The sequence below is a fragment of the Mesorhizobium sp. CNPSo 4688 genome, assembly GCF_057784295.1.
Genome location: NZ_JBWLUY010000013.1, coordinates 118,023 through 133,993, shown reverse-complemented (window position 1 = coordinate 133,993; position 15,971 = coordinate 118,023). Strand labels below are relative to the sequence as shown.

The 15,971-nt window shown below is 63.5% G+C and carries 16 protein-coding genes; 5 read left to right on the top strand and 11 right to left on the bottom strand.

Features of this window, described 5'->3' with window-relative positions:
- Positions 1-263 precede the first annotated feature (263 nt).
- The 8 genes from AC04SH_RS24470 to AC04SH_RS24435 form a co-directional block, all read right to left on the bottom strand.
- Entirely contained in the window at positions 264-1,235 is a 972-nt protein-coding gene (locus AC04SH_RS24470; protein ID WP_488576992.1) for a branched-chain amino acid ABC transporter permease, read from the bottom strand.
- Position 1,236: 1 nt separating this feature from the next.
- The gene (locus AC04SH_RS24465; protein ID WP_488576991.1) at positions 1,237-2,124 is read right to left on the bottom strand and encodes a branched-chain amino acid ABC transporter permease; all 888 of its coding nucleotides are present in this window, start codon (positions 2,122-2,124) and stop codon (positions 1,237-1,239) included.
- Between the two features lie 7 nt (positions 2,125-2,131).
- A complete protein-coding gene (locus tag AC04SH_RS24460) occupies positions 2,132-2,836 on the bottom strand; it encodes an ABC transporter ATP-binding protein (RefSeq protein WP_488576990.1) in 705 nt (234 codons plus the stop codon).
- The gene (locus AC04SH_RS24455) at positions 2,829-3,629 is read right to left on the bottom strand and encodes an ABC transporter ATP-binding protein (protein WP_488576989.1); all 801 of its coding nucleotides are present in this window, start codon (positions 3,627-3,629) and stop codon (positions 2,829-2,831) included. The genes AC04SH_RS24460 and AC04SH_RS24455 overlap by 8 nt, the downstream gene beginning before the upstream one ends.
- Complete coding sequence (locus tag AC04SH_RS24450) at positions 3,626-4,834, bottom strand: ABC transporter substrate-binding protein (protein WP_488576988.1); 1,209 nt, start codon at positions 4,832-4,834, stop codon at positions 3,626-3,628. Before AC04SH_RS24450 ends, AC04SH_RS24455 begins: the two co-directional genes overlap by 4 nt.
- Positions 4,835-5,189: 355 nt before the next feature.
- Positions 5,190-5,897, bottom strand: coding sequence for an SDR family NAD(P)-dependent oxidoreductase (locus tag AC04SH_RS24445; protein ID WP_488576987.1), 708 nt, complete (start codon positions 5,895-5,897; stop codon positions 5,190-5,192).
- Positions 5,898-6,225: 328 nt separating this feature from the next.
- Complete coding sequence (locus AC04SH_RS24440) at positions 6,226-6,822, bottom strand: YdeI/OmpD-associated family protein (RefSeq protein ID WP_488576986.1); 597 nt, start codon at positions 6,820-6,822, stop codon at positions 6,226-6,228.
- Between the two features lie 356 nt (positions 6,823-7,178).
- Positions 7,179-8,090 (bottom strand): S1C family serine protease, encoded by a 912-nt coding sequence (locus AC04SH_RS24435; RefSeq protein WP_112566930.1) that lies wholly within the window; start codon positions 8,088-8,090, stop codon positions 7,179-7,181.
- A 425-nt stretch (positions 8,091-8,515) separates the two neighbouring features.
- Here AC04SH_RS24435 and yghU point away from each other — a divergent pair, with 425 nt between their 5' ends.
- Positions 8,516-9,385: a glutathione-dependent disulfide-bond oxidoreductase gene (gene yghU, locus AC04SH_RS24430; RefSeq protein WP_488576985.1), complete on the top strand. Its 870-nt coding sequence runs from the start codon at positions 8,516-8,518 to the stop codon at positions 9,383-9,385.
- Positions 9,386-9,505: 120 nt separating this feature from the next.
- On the opposite strand, the gene AC04SH_RS24425 is transcribed toward yghU, so the two are convergent.
- Entirely contained in the window at positions 9,506-10,714 is a 1,209-nt protein-coding gene (locus AC04SH_RS24425) for an aminotransferase-like domain-containing protein (RefSeq protein WP_488577061.1), read from the bottom strand.
- A 258-nt stretch (positions 10,715-10,972) separates the two neighbouring features.
- On the opposite strand from AC04SH_RS24425, the gene AC04SH_RS24420 reads away from it, so the two are divergent.
- The gene (locus tag AC04SH_RS24420) at positions 10,973-11,713 is read left to right on the top strand and encodes a sulfotransferase family protein (protein ID WP_488576984.1); all 741 of its coding nucleotides are present in this window, start codon (positions 10,973-10,975) and stop codon (positions 11,711-11,713) included.
- Between the two features lie 104 nt (positions 11,714-11,817).
- Here AC04SH_RS24420 and AC04SH_RS24415 read toward each other — a convergent pair whose 3' ends face one another.
- On the bottom strand, positions 11,818-11,973 hold the full coding sequence (locus AC04SH_RS24415) for a DUF1127 domain-containing protein (protein WP_142867119.1): 156 nt from the start codon (positions 11,971-11,973) through the stop codon (positions 11,818-11,820).
- A 283-nt stretch (positions 11,974-12,256) separates the two neighbouring features.
- On the opposite strand from AC04SH_RS24415, the gene AC04SH_RS24410 reads away from it, so the two are divergent.
- On the top strand, positions 12,257-12,388 hold the full coding sequence (locus AC04SH_RS24410; protein ID WP_488576983.1) for a hypothetical protein: 132 nt from the start codon (positions 12,257-12,259) through the stop codon (positions 12,386-12,388).
- Complete coding sequence (locus tag AC04SH_RS24405) at positions 12,385-12,819, top strand: hypothetical protein (RefSeq protein ID WP_488576982.1); 435 nt, start codon at positions 12,385-12,387, stop codon at positions 12,817-12,819. Before AC04SH_RS24410 ends, AC04SH_RS24405 begins: the two co-directional genes overlap by 4 nt.
- Before the next feature lie 77 nt (positions 12,820-12,896).
- Here AC04SH_RS24405 and AC04SH_RS24400 read toward each other — a convergent pair whose 3' ends face one another.
- Entirely contained in the window at positions 12,897-13,544 is a 648-nt protein-coding gene (locus AC04SH_RS24400; protein WP_488576981.1) for a class I SAM-dependent methyltransferase, read from the bottom strand.
- A 178-nt stretch (positions 13,545-13,722) separates the two neighbouring features.
- Between AC04SH_RS24400 and AC04SH_RS24395 the strand changes: the two genes are divergently transcribed.
- The gene (locus AC04SH_RS24395) at positions 13,723-15,900 is read left to right on the top strand and encodes a tetratricopeptide repeat protein (protein WP_488576980.1); all 2,178 of its coding nucleotides are present in this window, start codon (positions 13,723-13,725) and stop codon (positions 15,898-15,900) included.
- Positions 15,901-15,971 lie beyond the last annotated feature (71 nt).

Here is a 15,971-nt window from a genome sequence, read left to right as displayed (position 1 = left end):
GTTTGACTGAATATAGCAGGTCAAAGCCTCAGGCGGGAGACTTGGAACCCCAACAATAATCCATCACCGCCGCAGCACTACGATCCGCCGTCCCAGCCGGACGAAGGGTCGGGGTCTGGACGCCGCGCCAGGTCCGCTTTGGGTCATTCGCGACCGGGTCGAGCCAACGGAGTGTATGAACGGATGAACTTTCCAAGTGCTTCTACAATGCTATTTCGATCATATGAAAAGGGGCTAAGAGCCGCAAACTCACCGCTACTGCCCTATGTCCTTACCGCCCGCCCCAGCCACCGCGCGTAGATCTCGCCGACGATGCCGCGGCGAAAGACCAGCACGCAGATCATGAAAATCATGCCGGTGGCGATGGTCACCGGGAAGCCCGAGGTGGCGAGCGTGTTTTCCAGGCCGACGACGAGACCGGCGCCGACGACCGGGCCGACCATGGTGCCGATGCCGCCGAGCAACGTCATCAGGATCACCTCGCCCGACATCTGCCAAGTGACGTCGGTGAGCGTGGCGAACTGGAAGACGATCGCCTTGGTGGCGCCGGCAAGGCCGGCGAGCGCTGCCGACATGACGAAAGCGGCGAGCTTGTAGCGGCCGACCGAATAGCCCAGCGAAATGGCGCGGTTCTCGTTCTCGCGGATCGAACGCAGGATCATGCCGAAGGGCGAGTTGACGATGCGCCAGACGGCGAAGACGCCGATGAGGAAAACGGCGAGCACGACAAAATACATGTTCAGCGTGACGTTGAGATCGACGATGCCGAACAGCGTGCCGCGCGGCACGCCCTGTATGCCGTCCTCGCCCTCGGTGAAGGGCGCCTGGACGCAGAAAAAGTAGAACATCTGCGCCAGCGCCAGCGTGATCATCGAGAAATAGATGCCTTGCCGGCGGATGGCGAGGAAGCCCATGACCAGCCCAAGCACGGCCGCGCCGGCGGTGCCGAGCAGGATGCCGGCTTCCGGCGGCCAGCCCCAGTCCTTGACGGCGTAGGCACAGAAATAGGCGGCGGCGCCGTAGAAGGTGGCATGGCCGAAGGACAACAGCCCGGTGTAGCCGAGCAGCAGGTTGAAGGCGCAAGCAAACAGCGCGAAGCACAGCATCTTCATCAGGAAGATCGGGTAGACGAAGAAGGGCGCGGCGATGAGCGCCAGTATGGCCAATGCTATCAGCACCCGCTCAAGCCGAACGGAAGCGGCGGTACGCTGTTCGTGAAGGGTCGCCTCGCTCATCTCAGGCATCCCTTCCAAACAGGCCGGCGGGGCGCAGCAGAAGCACGATCGCCATGATGACGAAGACGACGAGGTTCGATGCCTCGGGATAAAACACCTTGGTCAGGCCTTCGGCGAGGCCGAGCATGTAGCCGGTGACGATGGCGCCGAGGATCGAGCCCATGCCGCCGACCACGACGACGGCGAAGACGACGATGATGAGATCGGAGCCCATCAGCGGGCTGACCTGGTAAACGGGTGCTGCGAGGATGCCGGCGAGCCCCGCAAGGGCCGCGCCCAGCCCGTAGGTGAGCGTGAGCAGCAGCGGCACGTTGACGCCGAATGCCTGCACCAGCTCGGGGTTTTCGGTCGCGGCGCGCAGGTAGGAGCCGAGCCTGGTCTTTTCGATCAGCAGCCAGGTGCCAATGCAGACGATGAGGGAAGCAACCACCACCCAGCCGCGATAGTTGGGCAGGAACATGAAGCCGAGATTGGTGCCGCCGGCGAGCTGGGCCGGCACTGCGTAGGGGTTGCCCGAGACACCGTAGTAGAAACGGAAGACGCCTTCGATGACCAGTGCCAGGCCAAAGGTGAAGAGCAGGCCGTAGAGCGGATCGAGCCGGTAGAGCCTGGACAGCGCCAGGCGCTCGACCGCCATGCCGAAGACGCCGACAACGAGTGGCACCAGGACCAATGCTGGCCAGTAGCCGATGCCGAGACGGACGAGCATCAGATAGCCGATGAAGGCGCCGAACATGTAGAGCGCGCCATGAGCGAAATTGATGATGCGCAGCAGGCCGAAGATGACGGCCAGCCCGAGGCTGAGCATGGCATAGAAGGAGCCGTTGATCAGGCCGACCAGCATCTGGCCGAGCAAGGCCTGGACGGGGATGCCGAAGATCATCGTCATGGCGTCATCATACCCCAAGCACCTCGTGCAGCTGCTCGGTGTGAGCAGAAAGCTCGCTTACGGCAAAACCCTCCACCACCTTGCCGTGCTCCATCAGATAGAAGCGGTCGGCGATGCGGGCGGCGAAGCGGAAGTTCTGCTCGACGACCAGGATGGTCATGCCGCGCTTTTTCAAGGTCGCCAGCAATTCGCCGATGCGCTGGACGATGACCGGCGCCAGGCCCTCGGTCGGTTCGTCGAGCAGCAGCATCTGCACGCCTGTGCGCAGAATGCGGGCGATGGCCAGCATCTGCTGTTCGCCGCCAGAGAGTTTCGTGCCGGGGCTGTTGCGGCGCTCCTTCAAATTGGGGAAGAGATCGAAGATTTCCTCGACGCTCATGCCGCCCTTGGCCACCACCGGCGGCAGGATCAGGTTCTCGTCGACGGTGAGCGTGGCGAAGATGCCGCGTTCCTCCGGCACGAAGCCGATGCCGCGATGGGCGACGCGATGCAATGGCAGGCGCATCAGGTCGCTGCCGTCGAAGGTCACACTGCCAGAGCGCTTGCGGACCAGCCCCATGATAGCGCGCAGCGTGGTGGTCTTGCCGACGCCGTTGCGGCCAAGCAGCGTCACCGTCTCGCCGCGAAAGACATCGAGGTTGACGCCATGCAGCGCATGGCCCTCGCCGTACCAGGCGTGGAGATTGCGCACGGCAAGCAGCGGCTCACTCATGCTCGGTCCCCATGTAAGCGATGCGGACACGCTCGTCCGTGCTCACCGTTGCGTAGTCGCCGGCGGCGAGCACCTGGCCGCGTTGCATGACGGTGATCCAGTCGCAAAGATCGGCGACGACGGTGAGATTGTGCTCGACCATCAGCACGGCGCGGTCTTTGGCCAGCGAACGGATGATGCCGGAGATGGCGCCGACATCCTCATGCCCCATGCCGGCCATCGGCTCGTCGAGCAGCAGCACCTTGGGGTCGAGCGCCAGCGTGGTGGCGATCTCTAGCACGCGCTTCCTGCCATAGGAGAGATCGCCGGCCAGACGATGCGCGACATCGTCGAGGCCGACGATGGCGAGAAGCTCGCGCGCCCTCGGTGTCAGCTGGTCGAGTGCGGCCAGCGAGCGCCAGAACTGGAAGCCCAGCCCGCTCGGCCGCTGCAGGGCGACGCGGACATTGTCGAGCACGCTCAGATGCGGAAAGGTCGCCGATATCTGGAACGAGCGGACGAGGCCCATGCGCGCCACCCTGGCCGGCGCGGTGCGGGTGATGTCGTGGCCCAACAATTCGATCCTGCCACTGGTCGGCTGCAGGAATTTGGTCAAAAGGTTGAAGATCGTGGTCTTGCCGGCGCCGTTCGGCCCGATCAGCGCATGGATCTGGCCGTGATGGACGTCGAGATCGACATTGTTGACGGCGACGAAACCGGCGAAATCACGCCTGAGGCCGCGGGCGGAAAGCACCACCCGCGGCGTGTCCTTTGCGCCGCCCGACTGGCCGGCCACAGCTTGCGCCACTGTCACTTGGTGACGAGCGGGCAGCCGCTGTCTTCGGCCTTGGTGAAGGCCTTTTCGCCCGGAATGGTCGCCAGATAGGTGTAGTAGTCCCAGTCCTTCTTGCTCTCCTCGGGCTTCTTGACCTGATAGAGATACATGTCGTGCACCATCGAGCCGTCGGCCTGCACCTTGCCGTTGGCGGTGAAAACGTCGTCGACCGGCAATTCATGCAGCTGCTTGGCGACCGCTTCGGTCTCGTCGGTGCCGGCCTTGTCGATGGCCTTCAGATATTGCAGCACCGCTGAATAGGTGCCGGCCTGGACCATGTTGGGCATGCGGTTGGTGCGCTTGAAGAAGCGGTCGGCGAAGTCGCGGCTCTTGTCGTCGCGGTCCCAGTAGAAACCTTCGGTCAGCACCACGCCCTGTGCGGCCTGCAGGCCGAGGCCATGCACTTCGGCAAGGGTGAAGAGAAGGGCCGCCAGCCGCTGACCGCCGGCGACGATGCCAAATTCCGCCGCCTGCTTGATCGAGTTGGAGGTGTCGAGGCCGGCATTGGCGAGGCCGACGACCTTTGCGCCCGAGGACTGCGCCTGCAGCAGGAAGGAGGAATAGTCGGTGGAGCCCAAGGGGTAGCGCACTTCGCCGAGCACCTTGCCGCCGCTGGCTTCAACCAGCTTTGCGGTCTGGTCCTTCAGCGAATAACCGAAGGCATAGTCGACGGTGATGAAATACCAGCTGTCGCCGCCCTGCTTGACGAGGTCGCCGCCGGTGCCGACGGCCTGCGAATGCGTGTCGTAGACCCAGTGGAAGCCATAGGGCGAGCACTGCTTGCCGGTCAGCTCTGTCGAAGCGGCGCCGGTGACGATGTCGATCTTCTTCTTTTCCTTGGACAGCCCCTGGACGGCGAGCGCCACCGAAGAGGTCGTCAGCTCCATGATCGCGTCGACCTGTTCGGTGTCGTACCACTGGCGGGCGATGTTGGAGGCGATGTCGGGCTTGTTCTGGTGGTCGGCGTTGATGATTTCGATCGGCGCGCCTTGCACCTTGCCGCCAAAATCCTCGACGGCCATCTTGGCGGCCTCGACCGACCATTTGCCGCCGAAATCGGCATAGACGCCCGACTGGTCGTTGAGGATGCCGATCTTGACCTTGCCGTCGGAAATTTCGGCCGCTGCCGCGGGCATGGCGGTCGCCGCAAGCAGCGCGGCGGAGACGAGATAGGATGCTTTCACAGGTGGGTTCCTCCCTTGTGGCCGACGCCGGGAAACGCGGCGGCCTTGCAATGGTTCAACAGTTCCGTCCGAATTTCACTGAAATTCGCGCCGTCGCGCCCGCCACTCCTCCTCTGCGCCCCTCCGCCTCGGGTGCGCTGGGAACGTAGCATCACATTTCGCGCGGCGAGAATGCTATTTTCGTAGCATGGCGTGCGGGCATCTCAGCGGCTTCCAGACCCAACGAGCTGGGTTTCGGCTGCTTGCTGGCTAAGGCATTGACCGGGCTGATTTTTCCACTCCTATCTCGATTTCACGTCGATCGAGTGGAAAACCCATGTTTTTCAGCGGCTTATCTTGCAAATCTCGGCTTCATTCACCACGGCAGCCTTTTGCCATCGCGGAAGAAGCCGCCGGTCGGGCCGTCGTCCGGCAACGTCGCGGCCCAGACGATGCCGGCAGCCCCTTGTGCCACGGGACGCCCGCCCGGACCGCCCATGTCGGTCGCGACCCAGCCGGGGCAGATGGCGTTGACCAGCACCCCGGCGCCGCGCAATTCGGCCGCCAGGATGCAGGTCAGCGCGTTGAGCGTCGCCTTGGTCGTCGAATAGGCCGGCGCGCCGGCGCCCATCGAGGCGAGCGAACCGCCCTCGGAGGAGACGTTGACCAGTCGGCCATGGCCGGAGGTGCTGAGCAGCGGCGCGCAGGCGGCAGCTATGCGCCAGGCGCCGAAGACATTGGTCTCGAAGGCTTCGCGGATCACCGTCCAGTCGGGCTTCAGCGCCCGCGCACGCGGGTCGTAGTGGATGGCCGCGTTGTTGACGAGCACGTCGAGGCGGCCGAAGCGGCGCTCGATATCGGCCGCGGCGAGGGCTGCCGCATCGGATGCCGCGACATCCAGCGCAATCGCTTCCACCTTGCCGCCCAGTTGCCTCGCCGCCGCCTCGCCCTTGGCCGGATCACGCGTGCCAAGCAGCACGGTGAAGCCGAGCGCCGCCAGCTGGCGGCCGGCCTCCAGGCCGATGCCGCGATTTCCGCCGGTGACGAGCGCGATCCTGCCGGAATGGGTAGGGGTGGAAGGCATGGCTGGCTCCTTGGTCCACAACGATCACCCATCGAACATGGCATGAGTAAGATCGAATGATTAGGCGTGGGAAGCGCAATCATCATGCGACGCGTTGCATGAATGGCGAGCCGGTGAGAGAGGTCGAGTTCCGTCACACCCCCCTCTGTCCTGCCGGACATCTCCCCCTCGAGGGGGGAGATCAGCAGTTTCGCCGACAGCGCCCCTTCTTGTGACGATGGTGATTGGCGAAAGCCGCGGAGCGCTTAATCTCCCCCCTTGAGGGGGAGATGTCCGGCAGGACAGAGGGGGGTGTTCAAGCGCAAACCGGAATCGATGGCGAGCCCCCTCACCGCTTCTGCGGATAAATCGTCTCGCCGCGCTTCAGCATCTCGACGAAAGCTTCGATCTTCTTCTTGCGTCCCGCCTCGGTTTTCATGTTGTGCGTTCGAAACGCCAGCGCGAAGCGGTTCTGGGCGGAGAGTTTTGCCAGCATCGCTTTCGCCTCAGGTTCGGCATCGATGGCGGCCTGCAGGTCGTCGGGGATCTTCATGTCCTTGCCACTGGCATAGGCGCGGTCCCAGCGGCCGTCGGCCTTGGCCGCCTCGACCTGCCGCAACCCGTGCTCGGTCATGCGACCCTCCTCGACCAGGCGGGCGACATTGTCGATGTTGATCTTGCTCCAGATGCTCTTTTTGCCGCGCGGCGTGTAGCGCTGCAGAAAGCTCTTGTCATCGAGCGACTTGCGCACGGCATCGATCCAGCCGAAGCACAACACCACGTCGATTGCCTGCTTGGGCGTGATCGAGGCGAGGCCGGAGCCGACCTTGTGCACCTTGATCCAGACCTCGGTCTCGTCGGCGTGGTTCTCCCGCAGCCAGGCGTAAAAACTTTCGGGATCGGGGAATTCGCGAACTTTTTCCGGATCGACCTTGATCGGCGCCATCATCACCTCGTTTGTTGCCGGACCCGGTTCTTTCGGTTGTCGATGCCAGTTTCTGTCAGCAGCGTCGATAACCCCCTAGCCTAGTTCGAAGTTGGCTTGCGCCGCAGGTGACAGCTGATCTCCCCCTCGTGGGGGAGATGGCCGGCAGGCCAGAGGGGGGCGCTGTCCCGCCAGCATATCAGCCAGTATCGGCCACGCCTAAGTCGTGTTTCTCGTCAGAAAATAGATCGAGAGGTCGCGATCCTTCGCGCCCCCCTCTGCCCTGCCGGGCGTTCGTCGCTCGGAAAGCCAAGCAATTGGCTTTCCGTCCGCTTTGCGGAGCGCTCCTCAACCCCCACAAGGGGGGAGATCGGCCTTCACTGCAAATGCGGCTTCTTCAAAAAGCTGTTGCGGTCGGCGGATTTGACCCTGAGCCAGGTTTCGCGGCCGTCACGCACCACGCGCAGCGGGATCTCGGAGCCGGCGGGGTTCTGCCAGAGCTTGCGATAGAAGTCGGCGAGGCCGTCGACCTCGCCGTCGCGCACGTCGGAGATGATGTCGCCCTGGCGCAGGCCGGCCTTGGCGGCGGGGCCGCCTTCGGCGACACTCATCACAATCACCGCGCCGTTCGACTCCGCCGAGAAGGCGCCGAGCCACGGACGCGGCGGCTTCGCCACCTGGCCGCGCGTCAGGAGATCGTCGAGGATCGGCGTCAGAAGGTTGATCGGCACGACCATGTTGATATCGGCGACCTCGCCATTGCGGCTCATCTGCAACAGCAGCGAGCCGATGCCGAGCAGGCTGCCGTCCTGGCCGATCAGCGCAGCACCCCCCCAGGACGGGTGCGCCGGCGCGATGAAGATCGCCTCGTCGAGCAGATATTCCCAATAGCCGGCGAATTCCTGCTTGGTGACGATGTGCGCCTTGACCGAGCGGCCGGTGCCGTCGGCAAACACCACGGGGTCGCCGACCTTGGCTTTCTCGGCATCACCCAAGGCCACCGCCGGCAGGCCGAGCGGCGCCAGCGCCTGCACCAGGCCGAAGCCGGTTTCCTGGTCATAGGCCAGCGCATGCGCCGGCACGACGCGGCCGTCCTGATCGGTCAGCCAGACTTCTTCCGCCTCGGTGATGAGATAGCCGATGGTGAGCACGAGCCCGTCAGCGCGGATAACGACGCCACTGCCTTCCCGGCGCGTGCCCAGGGCGTTCGCCGTGAAGGCGTCGTCGGGAACCGTGGCGCGCACGGCGACGACGGAGCGCAAGAGCGGGGACAGGGGATCTATGGGCATGCTTTCATCCTGGCAGATAGGCGTGGGCAGTATCCTCTATAGGTATGCCGCGCTGCAGAAGGCGCAAGGGGGCGAGAGACGGTTCGCCCAGCGAACGAAAAGCCAATTGCTTGGCTTTTCGAGGCTCGAGCGCCCTGAGCCATGCGAAGGGCCGGGCAACATTCGGCCTCGCGCTGCCCTCATCTACCGGCCGGGTCCCCGCTGCTTCGCAGCGTCCCGGCGTTCGCCGGCCTTTCATCGTGCCACTGGCACGATGAATTCGCTTCGCGAACCGGGTGCTCACCATTGATAATAGTTCAACGGAAGTTGAACCTTTCTGAATTGCACCTATCTCTGTCAATATCTACGTTCCGCCGACTTTTCCGCCATCAGTCTCGCGCCGTCGCGCAAGCCGTTTCCGCCCGCCAAATCCAAGGAATTCTCGCATGACCAAATACACCCCGCCGAAAGTCTGGAGCTGGAAGAAAGCCAATGGCGGCACGTTCGCCAGCATCAACCGGCCGATCGCCGGCCCGACGCACGACAAGGTCCTGCCGGTAGGCAAGCATCCGCTGCAGCTCTATTCGCTGGCGACGCCGAACGGCGTCAAGGTGACTGTCATGCTGGAGGAACTCCTGGCGCTCGGCCACAAGGGCGCCGAATACGATGCCTGGCTGATCCGCATCAACGATGGCGACCAGTTCGGTTCGGGATTCGTCGACGTCAATCCCAATTCCAAGATCCCGGCGCTGCTCGACCGGAGCGGCAAGACGCCGGTTCGCGTCTTCGAATCCGGCTCGATCCTGCTTTACCTCGCGGAAAAGTTCGGCGAGTTCCTGCCGACCGAACAGCCGGCGCGCGCGGAAACCTTGTCCTGGCTGTTCTGGCAGATGGGGTCGGCGCCCTATCTCGGCGGCGGTTTCGGCCATTTCTATGCCTACGCGCCGGAGAAATTCGAATACGCCATCGACCGCTTCGCCATGGAGACCAAGCGCCAGCTCGACGTGCTCGACCGGCGGCTGGCGGAGACAGAATATCTCGGCGGCGCCGGCTATTCGATCGCCGACATGGCGGTGTGGCCCTGGTATGGCGGCCTGGCGCTCGGCCGCATGTACAATGATTCCGCCGAGTTCCTGTCGGTGCAGGAGTACGACCACGTGCAGCGCTGGGCCAAGGCGATCGACGCCCGCCCGACGGTGCAGCGCGGCCGCATGGTCAACCGCGCCTTCGGCGATCCGGCGATGCAGCTGCACGAACGCCACGACGCCGGCGATTTCGAGACCAAGACGCAGGACAAGCTGGTGGCGGCGGGGTGACTTTTTACCCTCCCCCTTGTGGGGAGGGTCGATCCGCAAAGCGGATCGGGGTGGGGTCGGCGCCAAGCCCCCCACCCCGACCTTCGGTCCGACCTCCCCACAAGGGGGAGGTAGGGAGCCTTATCCCATCAACTTCGCCAACCTCGGAACGCCCTCACCCACAGCCCGGTTATCGGCCAGGGTAAAGCTCATCCGCATCGTGTTGCGGCCCGAACCATCGGCATGAAACGCATTGCCCGGCACGAACGCCACGCGGGCTTCCTTGACCGAGCGCGCCAGCAGCGCTGTGGCGTCCGAGCCCTCAGGCAGCGTCAGCCAGACGAACATACCGCCTTCGGGGCGGCTCCAGCTCACACCGTCGGGCATTTCAGCCTCGAGCGCGGCAAGCAGAGCATCGCGGCGACCGCGGTAGGCATCGATCAGCTTTTCCACTTGGCCGTCATACACCGCCTCGGAGACGCGGTGCATGACCAGCTGGTTGATCGACGGGCTGTGCAGGTCCGAGGCCTGCTTCATCAGCACCAGGCGCTCGACGACGCGGCGCGGCGCGCAGACCCAGCCGACGCGCATGCCCGGCGACAGGATCTTTGAGAACGAGCCGCAATAGAGCGTGCGGGCATTTTCGATACCGCCCGAGCGCTCGCAGTCGAGCGCCAGGATCGGCGGCTCGCCCTCGCCGTCATAGCGGAGCGCGCGATAGGCGGCGTCCTCGATGACGGCGATGTCGAGTTCACCGGCGAGATCGAGCACCGCCTCGCGCTGCGCGCGGTTCAGCGTCTCGCCGGTCGGGTTGGCGAAATCCGGCACCAGATAGGCGAACTTTACCTTGCCGCCCGCGGCGGCAGCCGCCGCCTGGTAAGCGGCCGGCGTCATGTTGCCGCCATCCGGCGTCAGCCGGTCGTAGCGCGGCTCATAAGCGTTGAAGGCCTGCAGCGCGCCGAGATAGGTCGGCCACGTCACCAGCGCGGTGTCGCCGGGCGACAAAAACAGCTTGCCGAGATAATCCAGCGCCTGCTGCGAGCCGGAGGTGATGAAGATGTTGTGCTCATCGCAAGCGATGCCGAGCTTGCCCATCTGGCCGGCCAGCCAGCGCCGCAGCGGCAGATAGCCTTCCGAGACCTGGTATTGCAGTGCCGTGCCCGCGTCCGGGCCGCCGAGCACCGAGGCATAGGCATCGGCGATGGCTTGCGAGGGAAACAAAGCCGGATCGGGGATGCCGCCGGCAAAGGAGATGATGTCAGGTTGGTCGAGCAGTTTCAGCAGCTCGCGGATTTCCGACGCCTTCATGCGCGAGGCGCGCGACGCCAACAGGTCCATCAAACTCATCAGCCCACCTCCCGGGATACCGCATCTGGTCAAGCATGATCGTTCCGACCATGCAAATTTAGGTCAATCTGACTGACCTATTATCAGGCTCCCTCGCCCGCTGGAATAGCCAGAAGGCCATTCCGCGTGGCCCAGGCGGAAAAGCAAAACACATTTTTACCGCTCAACGTGGAAAATTGTTGCGCGACCGAAGGCGTGGATGCAACCTCATTCCGAGCCGACCGGCATAAAAAGAAAAGCGGTCTCAAGCAGGGGGATAAAATGACGCTCGAGCTCATCGGAGCCGGATTCGGCCGCACCGGCACATGGTCGACCTTTGCCGCGCTGAACAGGCTGGGCCTCCCCAGCTACCACATGCAGGAAGTCATCCTCAACAAGGCCAACAAGGGCCATCTCGACTTCTGGCGCAAGGTGGCGAACAGCCCGCCCGGCACGCAGCACGACTGGAACCGGGTCTTTGCCAACTACAAGGCGACGGTCGACAACCCCGGCTGCTGCGTGTGGCGCGAATTGATGGCTGCCTATCCCGACGCCAAGGTTCTGCTCACCCTGCACCCGCGCGGCGCCGAAGCCTGGTACGACAGCACCATCGACACGATCTACTTCACCGAGAATGTCTGGCAGTTCAAGGTGCTGGAATGGCTGACGCCGTTCGGCCGCAAATTCGGCGACATGGCGCACAAGCTGGTCTGGGGCCGAACGCTTGCCGGCGTGATGGACGACCGCGCCAAGGCGGTGGCGCGCTACAACGCCTACACCGAAGAAGTAATAGCGGCCGTGCCGCCGGAGAAGCTGCTGGTGTTTAAGGTCAGCGACGGCTGGGCGCCGCTGTGCGCCTTCCTCGGCGTCGCGCTGCCCAACGAGCCCTTCCCCAACCTCAACGACCGCGAAAGCGTCAAGAAGATCATCCGCGACGTCATCAAGGGCAGCTACATCATGCTGGGGCTGTCGATTGCCGCCGTCGTGCTTGTACTTGCGGCGCTGTGGTGGTGGCTGGGGTAGGCAAGGAGAGCAAGAGCCTGCCTCCATCTTGAGGAGGCGGACGACTGGCTTACTTCAGCAGTCGCCGCGCCTGGCGCGTGCGAGTTCGGCGCGCCGCGACCGCCCTAGAACGGCAGCCGTATCTCATCGATCGCCTTCGACTCCGTCCAGCCAATGTCCTTCTGGATCTCCGTCGGCAACGCATTCAGTGCCCGCACGGTCTTCCTGTGCCTGCTGGCGCGCGCCAAGGCGGCGCGAATTCTGGTGAGACTTTCAAACATCGGTTCCTCCATGCAGCAGCAGAGCGCTGCCTCGAGCCCGCTCTTGCACCGCCTCTGTAACCGATCGATTGCGCGGCAACGGTGAAGCGGTTCACATAGCGTGCCCGCCTAGAAACATTTGTATGCAAATCAGTTCACGGAATGAGAGAGGCGCTACGAAGGGCCGCGCCAGAGTACATCTGGCCAGCGATGTCAGACACTTGGCCTGCTGGCCTGAAGTGTCGATTCAGCCGCTGTCGGCCAAGCCCTTATTCCGGAGCCTGCGAATCTTCGGATGGGCGGCATGCACCATTTCGGCGGCACGGCGAGCGAACAGACCGACTTCCGCCACACCGTGGCGATGAAACTCGACCATGCGAAGTTTTGCGATTTGATTGTGGATGCGCTGGAGCGGCTGGTGAAGGCCAAGGGGTGACGCGCCAGGCAACGCTTCAGCCTGCAGGGGTCCGCGAAATCTGTTTCTCTGAAGAGGTTCCCCGAGAGAACGAAAATATTAAGCTGGCCGCCAGCGTAACGTTTTTTGCCTGCCACCGAAACAACAAGGGGGAGATTCATCCCCGATCGGGAAAAGGTAGGAGAAACGTCATGCTGAAATCCATACTTGCAGCTGCTGCTTTGGCTGTGGTCGTCGCTCAACCGGCGTTCGCAGACGATGCAATGATGAAATGCGACGACGCATCGATGATGAAGTTGCAGACCGACATGGACGCCATGACCGGCGACGCCATGAAGAAGGACGCAGCCATGAAGGAAATGGACATGGCAAAGGAAGCCATGAAGGCCAACAAGGCCGACGATTGCGTGATGCACATGGACATGGCCATGAAGGCAATGAAGAAGGGCTGACCCGCCAGCCGTCAACGGGACGAGGCCCGTTCGCGGGCCTCGTTTTTTGAATAAGGTCTGCCCCTTGGGGAACCGGCCTATAGCTTCCTGAAGAAGCCGGACAGAATATTCGGACCCGCCTCGCCCGGCCGCAGCCTGATGCCGTCCTCGAAGCCATTCAGCGTCACGCATTCGAAGCCGTGATGCGCCAGAAGCGCTACCAGCGACTCCCGGTCGAAATGGTGCAAATGCTCGTTGGGCAGGCGCATGCGCCACGTCTCGAACCACGCATCACCATCGGCGCCGAGCTCACGCCAGCGGCAATAGGGAACGGCGATGGCCAGATGGCGGGCCTGAAGGCGGGCGAGAAAACTGAGGTCAGGAATGTGCTCGAGCACGTCGAACATGGCGACGAGATCCCACGAACCGGCGAGCGCCTCCTCCCAATCGACAAAGCGCACACCCTTGGGCAGCGGAAACCGGGTGATGTCGCAGCCGGCGCAGTCGGCAACCCCGGTTATCTTGGCGGCTTCGATAAACGTGCCGGTGCCATAGCCTATCTCGAGCACCGAGCGCGGTATCTCGCCGGTGATCCCCAGCACCCAGCCAAACCGCTGATAGCCGAGCTTGATGGTGCGGTCGCTCAGGTCCTCGTAATAGGACATGTATTGCTTGTCGTATTTGATCGGCGTGACGTCGATCTGGTGGATCACGCCAAACCGGTCGATCTCGTAATTGTCCAGCATCGGCGTACGGCCCCCCGGGAGTGCGAAGCCTTACATGATGGAGCTGAACGTAAAGTAAGTGGCCAGGGGTGCGTGGTTGCATTGACCGCTGCCCCAGGGGCCGAGAACGCTCGCAATCAAGGGAGTACTGGAATACGCTCGTCAGCGAGGCGTTGACCTAGGGGGGAAGACACCGCAGATGGAGCGAAGGCTTACCGCGATCCTTGCTGCCGATGTGGTTGGCTATAGCCGCCTCATGGGCGAGGACGAGGTCGGCACGCTCGAGCGTTTGAAAAGTTGCCGTCGCGAACTGGTCGACCCTGCGATCAAGGAATTCCACGGTCGCATGATCAAACTCATGGGCGACGGGGCGCTGGTCGAGTTCGCCAGCGTCGTCGATGCGGTCCAGTGCGCTGCCATGATCCAACGCCGGATGGACGATCGCAATAAAGGCACCGCCGATGCCCGGCAGATCCGGTTTCGCATCGGCGTCAATCTCGGCGACGTCATTGTCGAGGAAAATGACATCTACGGCGATGGCGTCAACATCGCCGCGCGACTGGAGTCGATGGCCGAGCCGGGGGGTGTATGTATCTCGGGCACGGCGTTCGATCACGCGCTGCACAAGGTTGATGTCGGCTTTGCCAGCCTTGGCGAGCAGCGCCTCAAGAACATCGCCGATCCGGTCCGCGCCTATCGGCTACTGCTGGATCCCGCGGCATCGGGAAAGGTCACAGCCGCGCCACACCGGCCGGGCGCGCGGGTCATGATCCTGGCGAGTGTCGCGGCTCTGGCATTGGCAATGCTTGCCGGCATTTTCGCATGGCAGAAGTTCTCGGTGCCATCGCGGCCATCGGTCGCCGTGCTGCCGTTTGCAAATCTCGGCGGCGATCCAGGCCAGGACTATTTCGCCGACGGCATCACCGAGGATCTGATCACCGACCTCACCAAGCTTTCCGGTCTGGACGTCATCGCCCGCAACTCGGTGTTCGCCTACAAGAACAAGCCTGCAGCGCTGGCGGACGTCGCGCGCGACCTTGGCGTCCGCTACGTCGTCGAGGGCAGCGTCCGCCGCACCGGCGAGCAGATCCGCCTCAACGCCCAGCTCATCGATACGGCAACGGGCGACAATCTGTGGGCCAACCGGTTCGACCGTGGCATGGCCAGCGTGTTTGCCGTCCAGGAAGAGATGAGCGGGGAGATCGCCAAGGCGCTCGGTATCCAGGCTTCGGCAGCGGAGAGCGAGCGCATGGCGCGCCCGCCGACCGAAAACCTCGAAGCCTACGACTTCTACCTTCGGGCCGAGCAGACAGCACGGACCGGCCGGCGCGACGGGCTGCGGGAGGCGCTTGCGCTCTACGACAAGGCGGAGGAGCTCGACCCCGCCTTTGCCGAAGCCTTCGCGGCGGATGCAAGCATGACAGTCTATATCTGGCGCGAATCGTTCAACGACATCATGCAGAGCGCGCCAGCGCGCAAGCGCGCCTATGAGAAGGCAAGCCGTGCGCTGCAACTCGATCCGGACCTCTCGTCGCCTTATGCAATCCTCGGCATCATGCAGGTCGTGGACCGCCGTTACGAGGAAGCCATCGCTTCGGTCGAGCGAGCCGTTGCGCTCGGCCCCGGCGATGCGGAGACGCAAATAGCTCTGGGATACGTGCAACTGTTCGCCGGCAATCATGCCGAGGCAGCCGCAGCGGTCGAGACAGCGCTCAGGCTCGATCCCAACCTTTCACCCATCAACCGGCAAATTGCCGGTCTGGTCTTTCTCATTCAAGGTAGCAACGACAAGGCGATCGAGGCGCTCGAACGCACCCGCGACGATGCGCCGTCAGTCGGAGATTTCACGGTCACGCTCGGTGCCGCCTACGCCCGCGCCGGCCGCCTGCAGGATGCCAAGGCGGCGGTCGCCGAGGGACTAGGTGCCATGTCGACACCGGGGTTCGATTCGTTGTCCGCATACCGGGTCAACGGCGCGCAATACCGTAACCCGCAGGATTTGGCTCTCATCATCGACGCGTTACAGCAGGCGGGCTTGCCCGAATGGCCGTTCGGCTTCACGGGCGACGAGCGCAATCGCTTGAAGGGCGAAGAGATCGCCTCGCTGGTGCTGGGCCATACGCTGCAGGGCCAGCTTGAACCAGGTCTCCAACAAGCCTTCCTCCAGATCGGGAGGGACGGCAAGGCAGCCTTTCGCTCCACCACGCGGCTGGTCACCGAGACCGTCCGTGTCGATGGCGACCTATTGTGCGAGCTGAGCGAGAATATGTTCGGGCGCCCCGACTGCGGACCCGTCTATAGGCGCCGTGACGATGAAGGCGGCGGCTATTCCTTCGTCAACTCAAGCAAGGTGTTCCACTTCGCGGTGATTCAGTAGATGCACGCGTCTCGGTGAAAGCGGCTGCTTACGCTCGCGTCCGACGCGGGACTGGAATAGGCTGCAGCGAA

What these genes read in the sequence shown, in the direction of transcription:
- AC04SH_RS24445 (WP_488576987.1), bottom strand. Translation starts at nt 5,897, where the DNA reads ATGCCTTCCACCCCTACCCATTCCGGCAGGATCGCGCTCGTCACCGGC.
- yghU (WP_488576985.1), top strand. Translation starts at nt 8,516, where the DNA reads ATGACCAAATACACCCCGCCGAAAGTCTGGAGCTGGAAGAAAGCCAAT.
- AC04SH_RS24470 (WP_488576992.1), bottom strand. Translation starts at nt 1,235, where the DNA reads ATGAGCGAGGCGACCCTTCACGAACAGCGTACCGCCGCTTCCGTTCGG.
- AC04SH_RS24410 (WP_488576983.1), top strand. Translation starts at nt 12,257, where the DNA reads ATGCACCATTTCGGCGGCACGGCGAGCGAACAGACCGACTTCCGCCAC.
- AC04SH_RS24440 (WP_488576986.1), bottom strand. Translation starts at nt 6,822, where the DNA reads ATGGCGCCGATCAAGGTCGATCCGGAAAAAGTTCGCGAATTCCCCGAT.
- AC04SH_RS24420 (WP_488576984.1), top strand. Translation starts at nt 10,973, where the DNA reads ATGACGCTCGAGCTCATCGGAGCCGGATTCGGCCGCACCGGCACATGG.
- AC04SH_RS24460 (WP_488576990.1), bottom strand. Translation starts at nt 2,836, where the DNA reads ATGAGTGAGCCGCTGCTTGCCGTGCGCAATCTCCACGCCTGGTACGGC.
- AC04SH_RS24415 (WP_142867119.1), bottom strand. Translation starts at nt 11,973, where the DNA reads ATGTTTGAAAGTCTCACCAGAATTCGCGCCGCCTTGGCGCGCGCCAGC.
- AC04SH_RS24395 (WP_488576980.1), top strand. Translation starts at nt 13,723, where the DNA reads ATGGAGCGAAGGCTTACCGCGATCCTTGCTGCCGATGTGGTTGGCTAT.
- AC04SH_RS24465 (WP_488576991.1), bottom strand. Translation starts at nt 2,124, where the DNA reads ATGACGATGATCTTCGGCATCCCCGTCCAGGCCTTGCTCGGCCAGATG.
- AC04SH_RS24400 (WP_488576981.1), bottom strand. Translation starts at nt 13,544, where the DNA reads ATGCTGGACAATTACGAGATCGACCGGTTTGGCGTGATCCACCAGATC.
- AC04SH_RS24435 (WP_112566930.1), bottom strand. Translation starts at nt 8,090, where the DNA reads ATGCCCATAGATCCCCTGTCCCCGCTCTTGCGCTCCGTCGTCGCCGTG.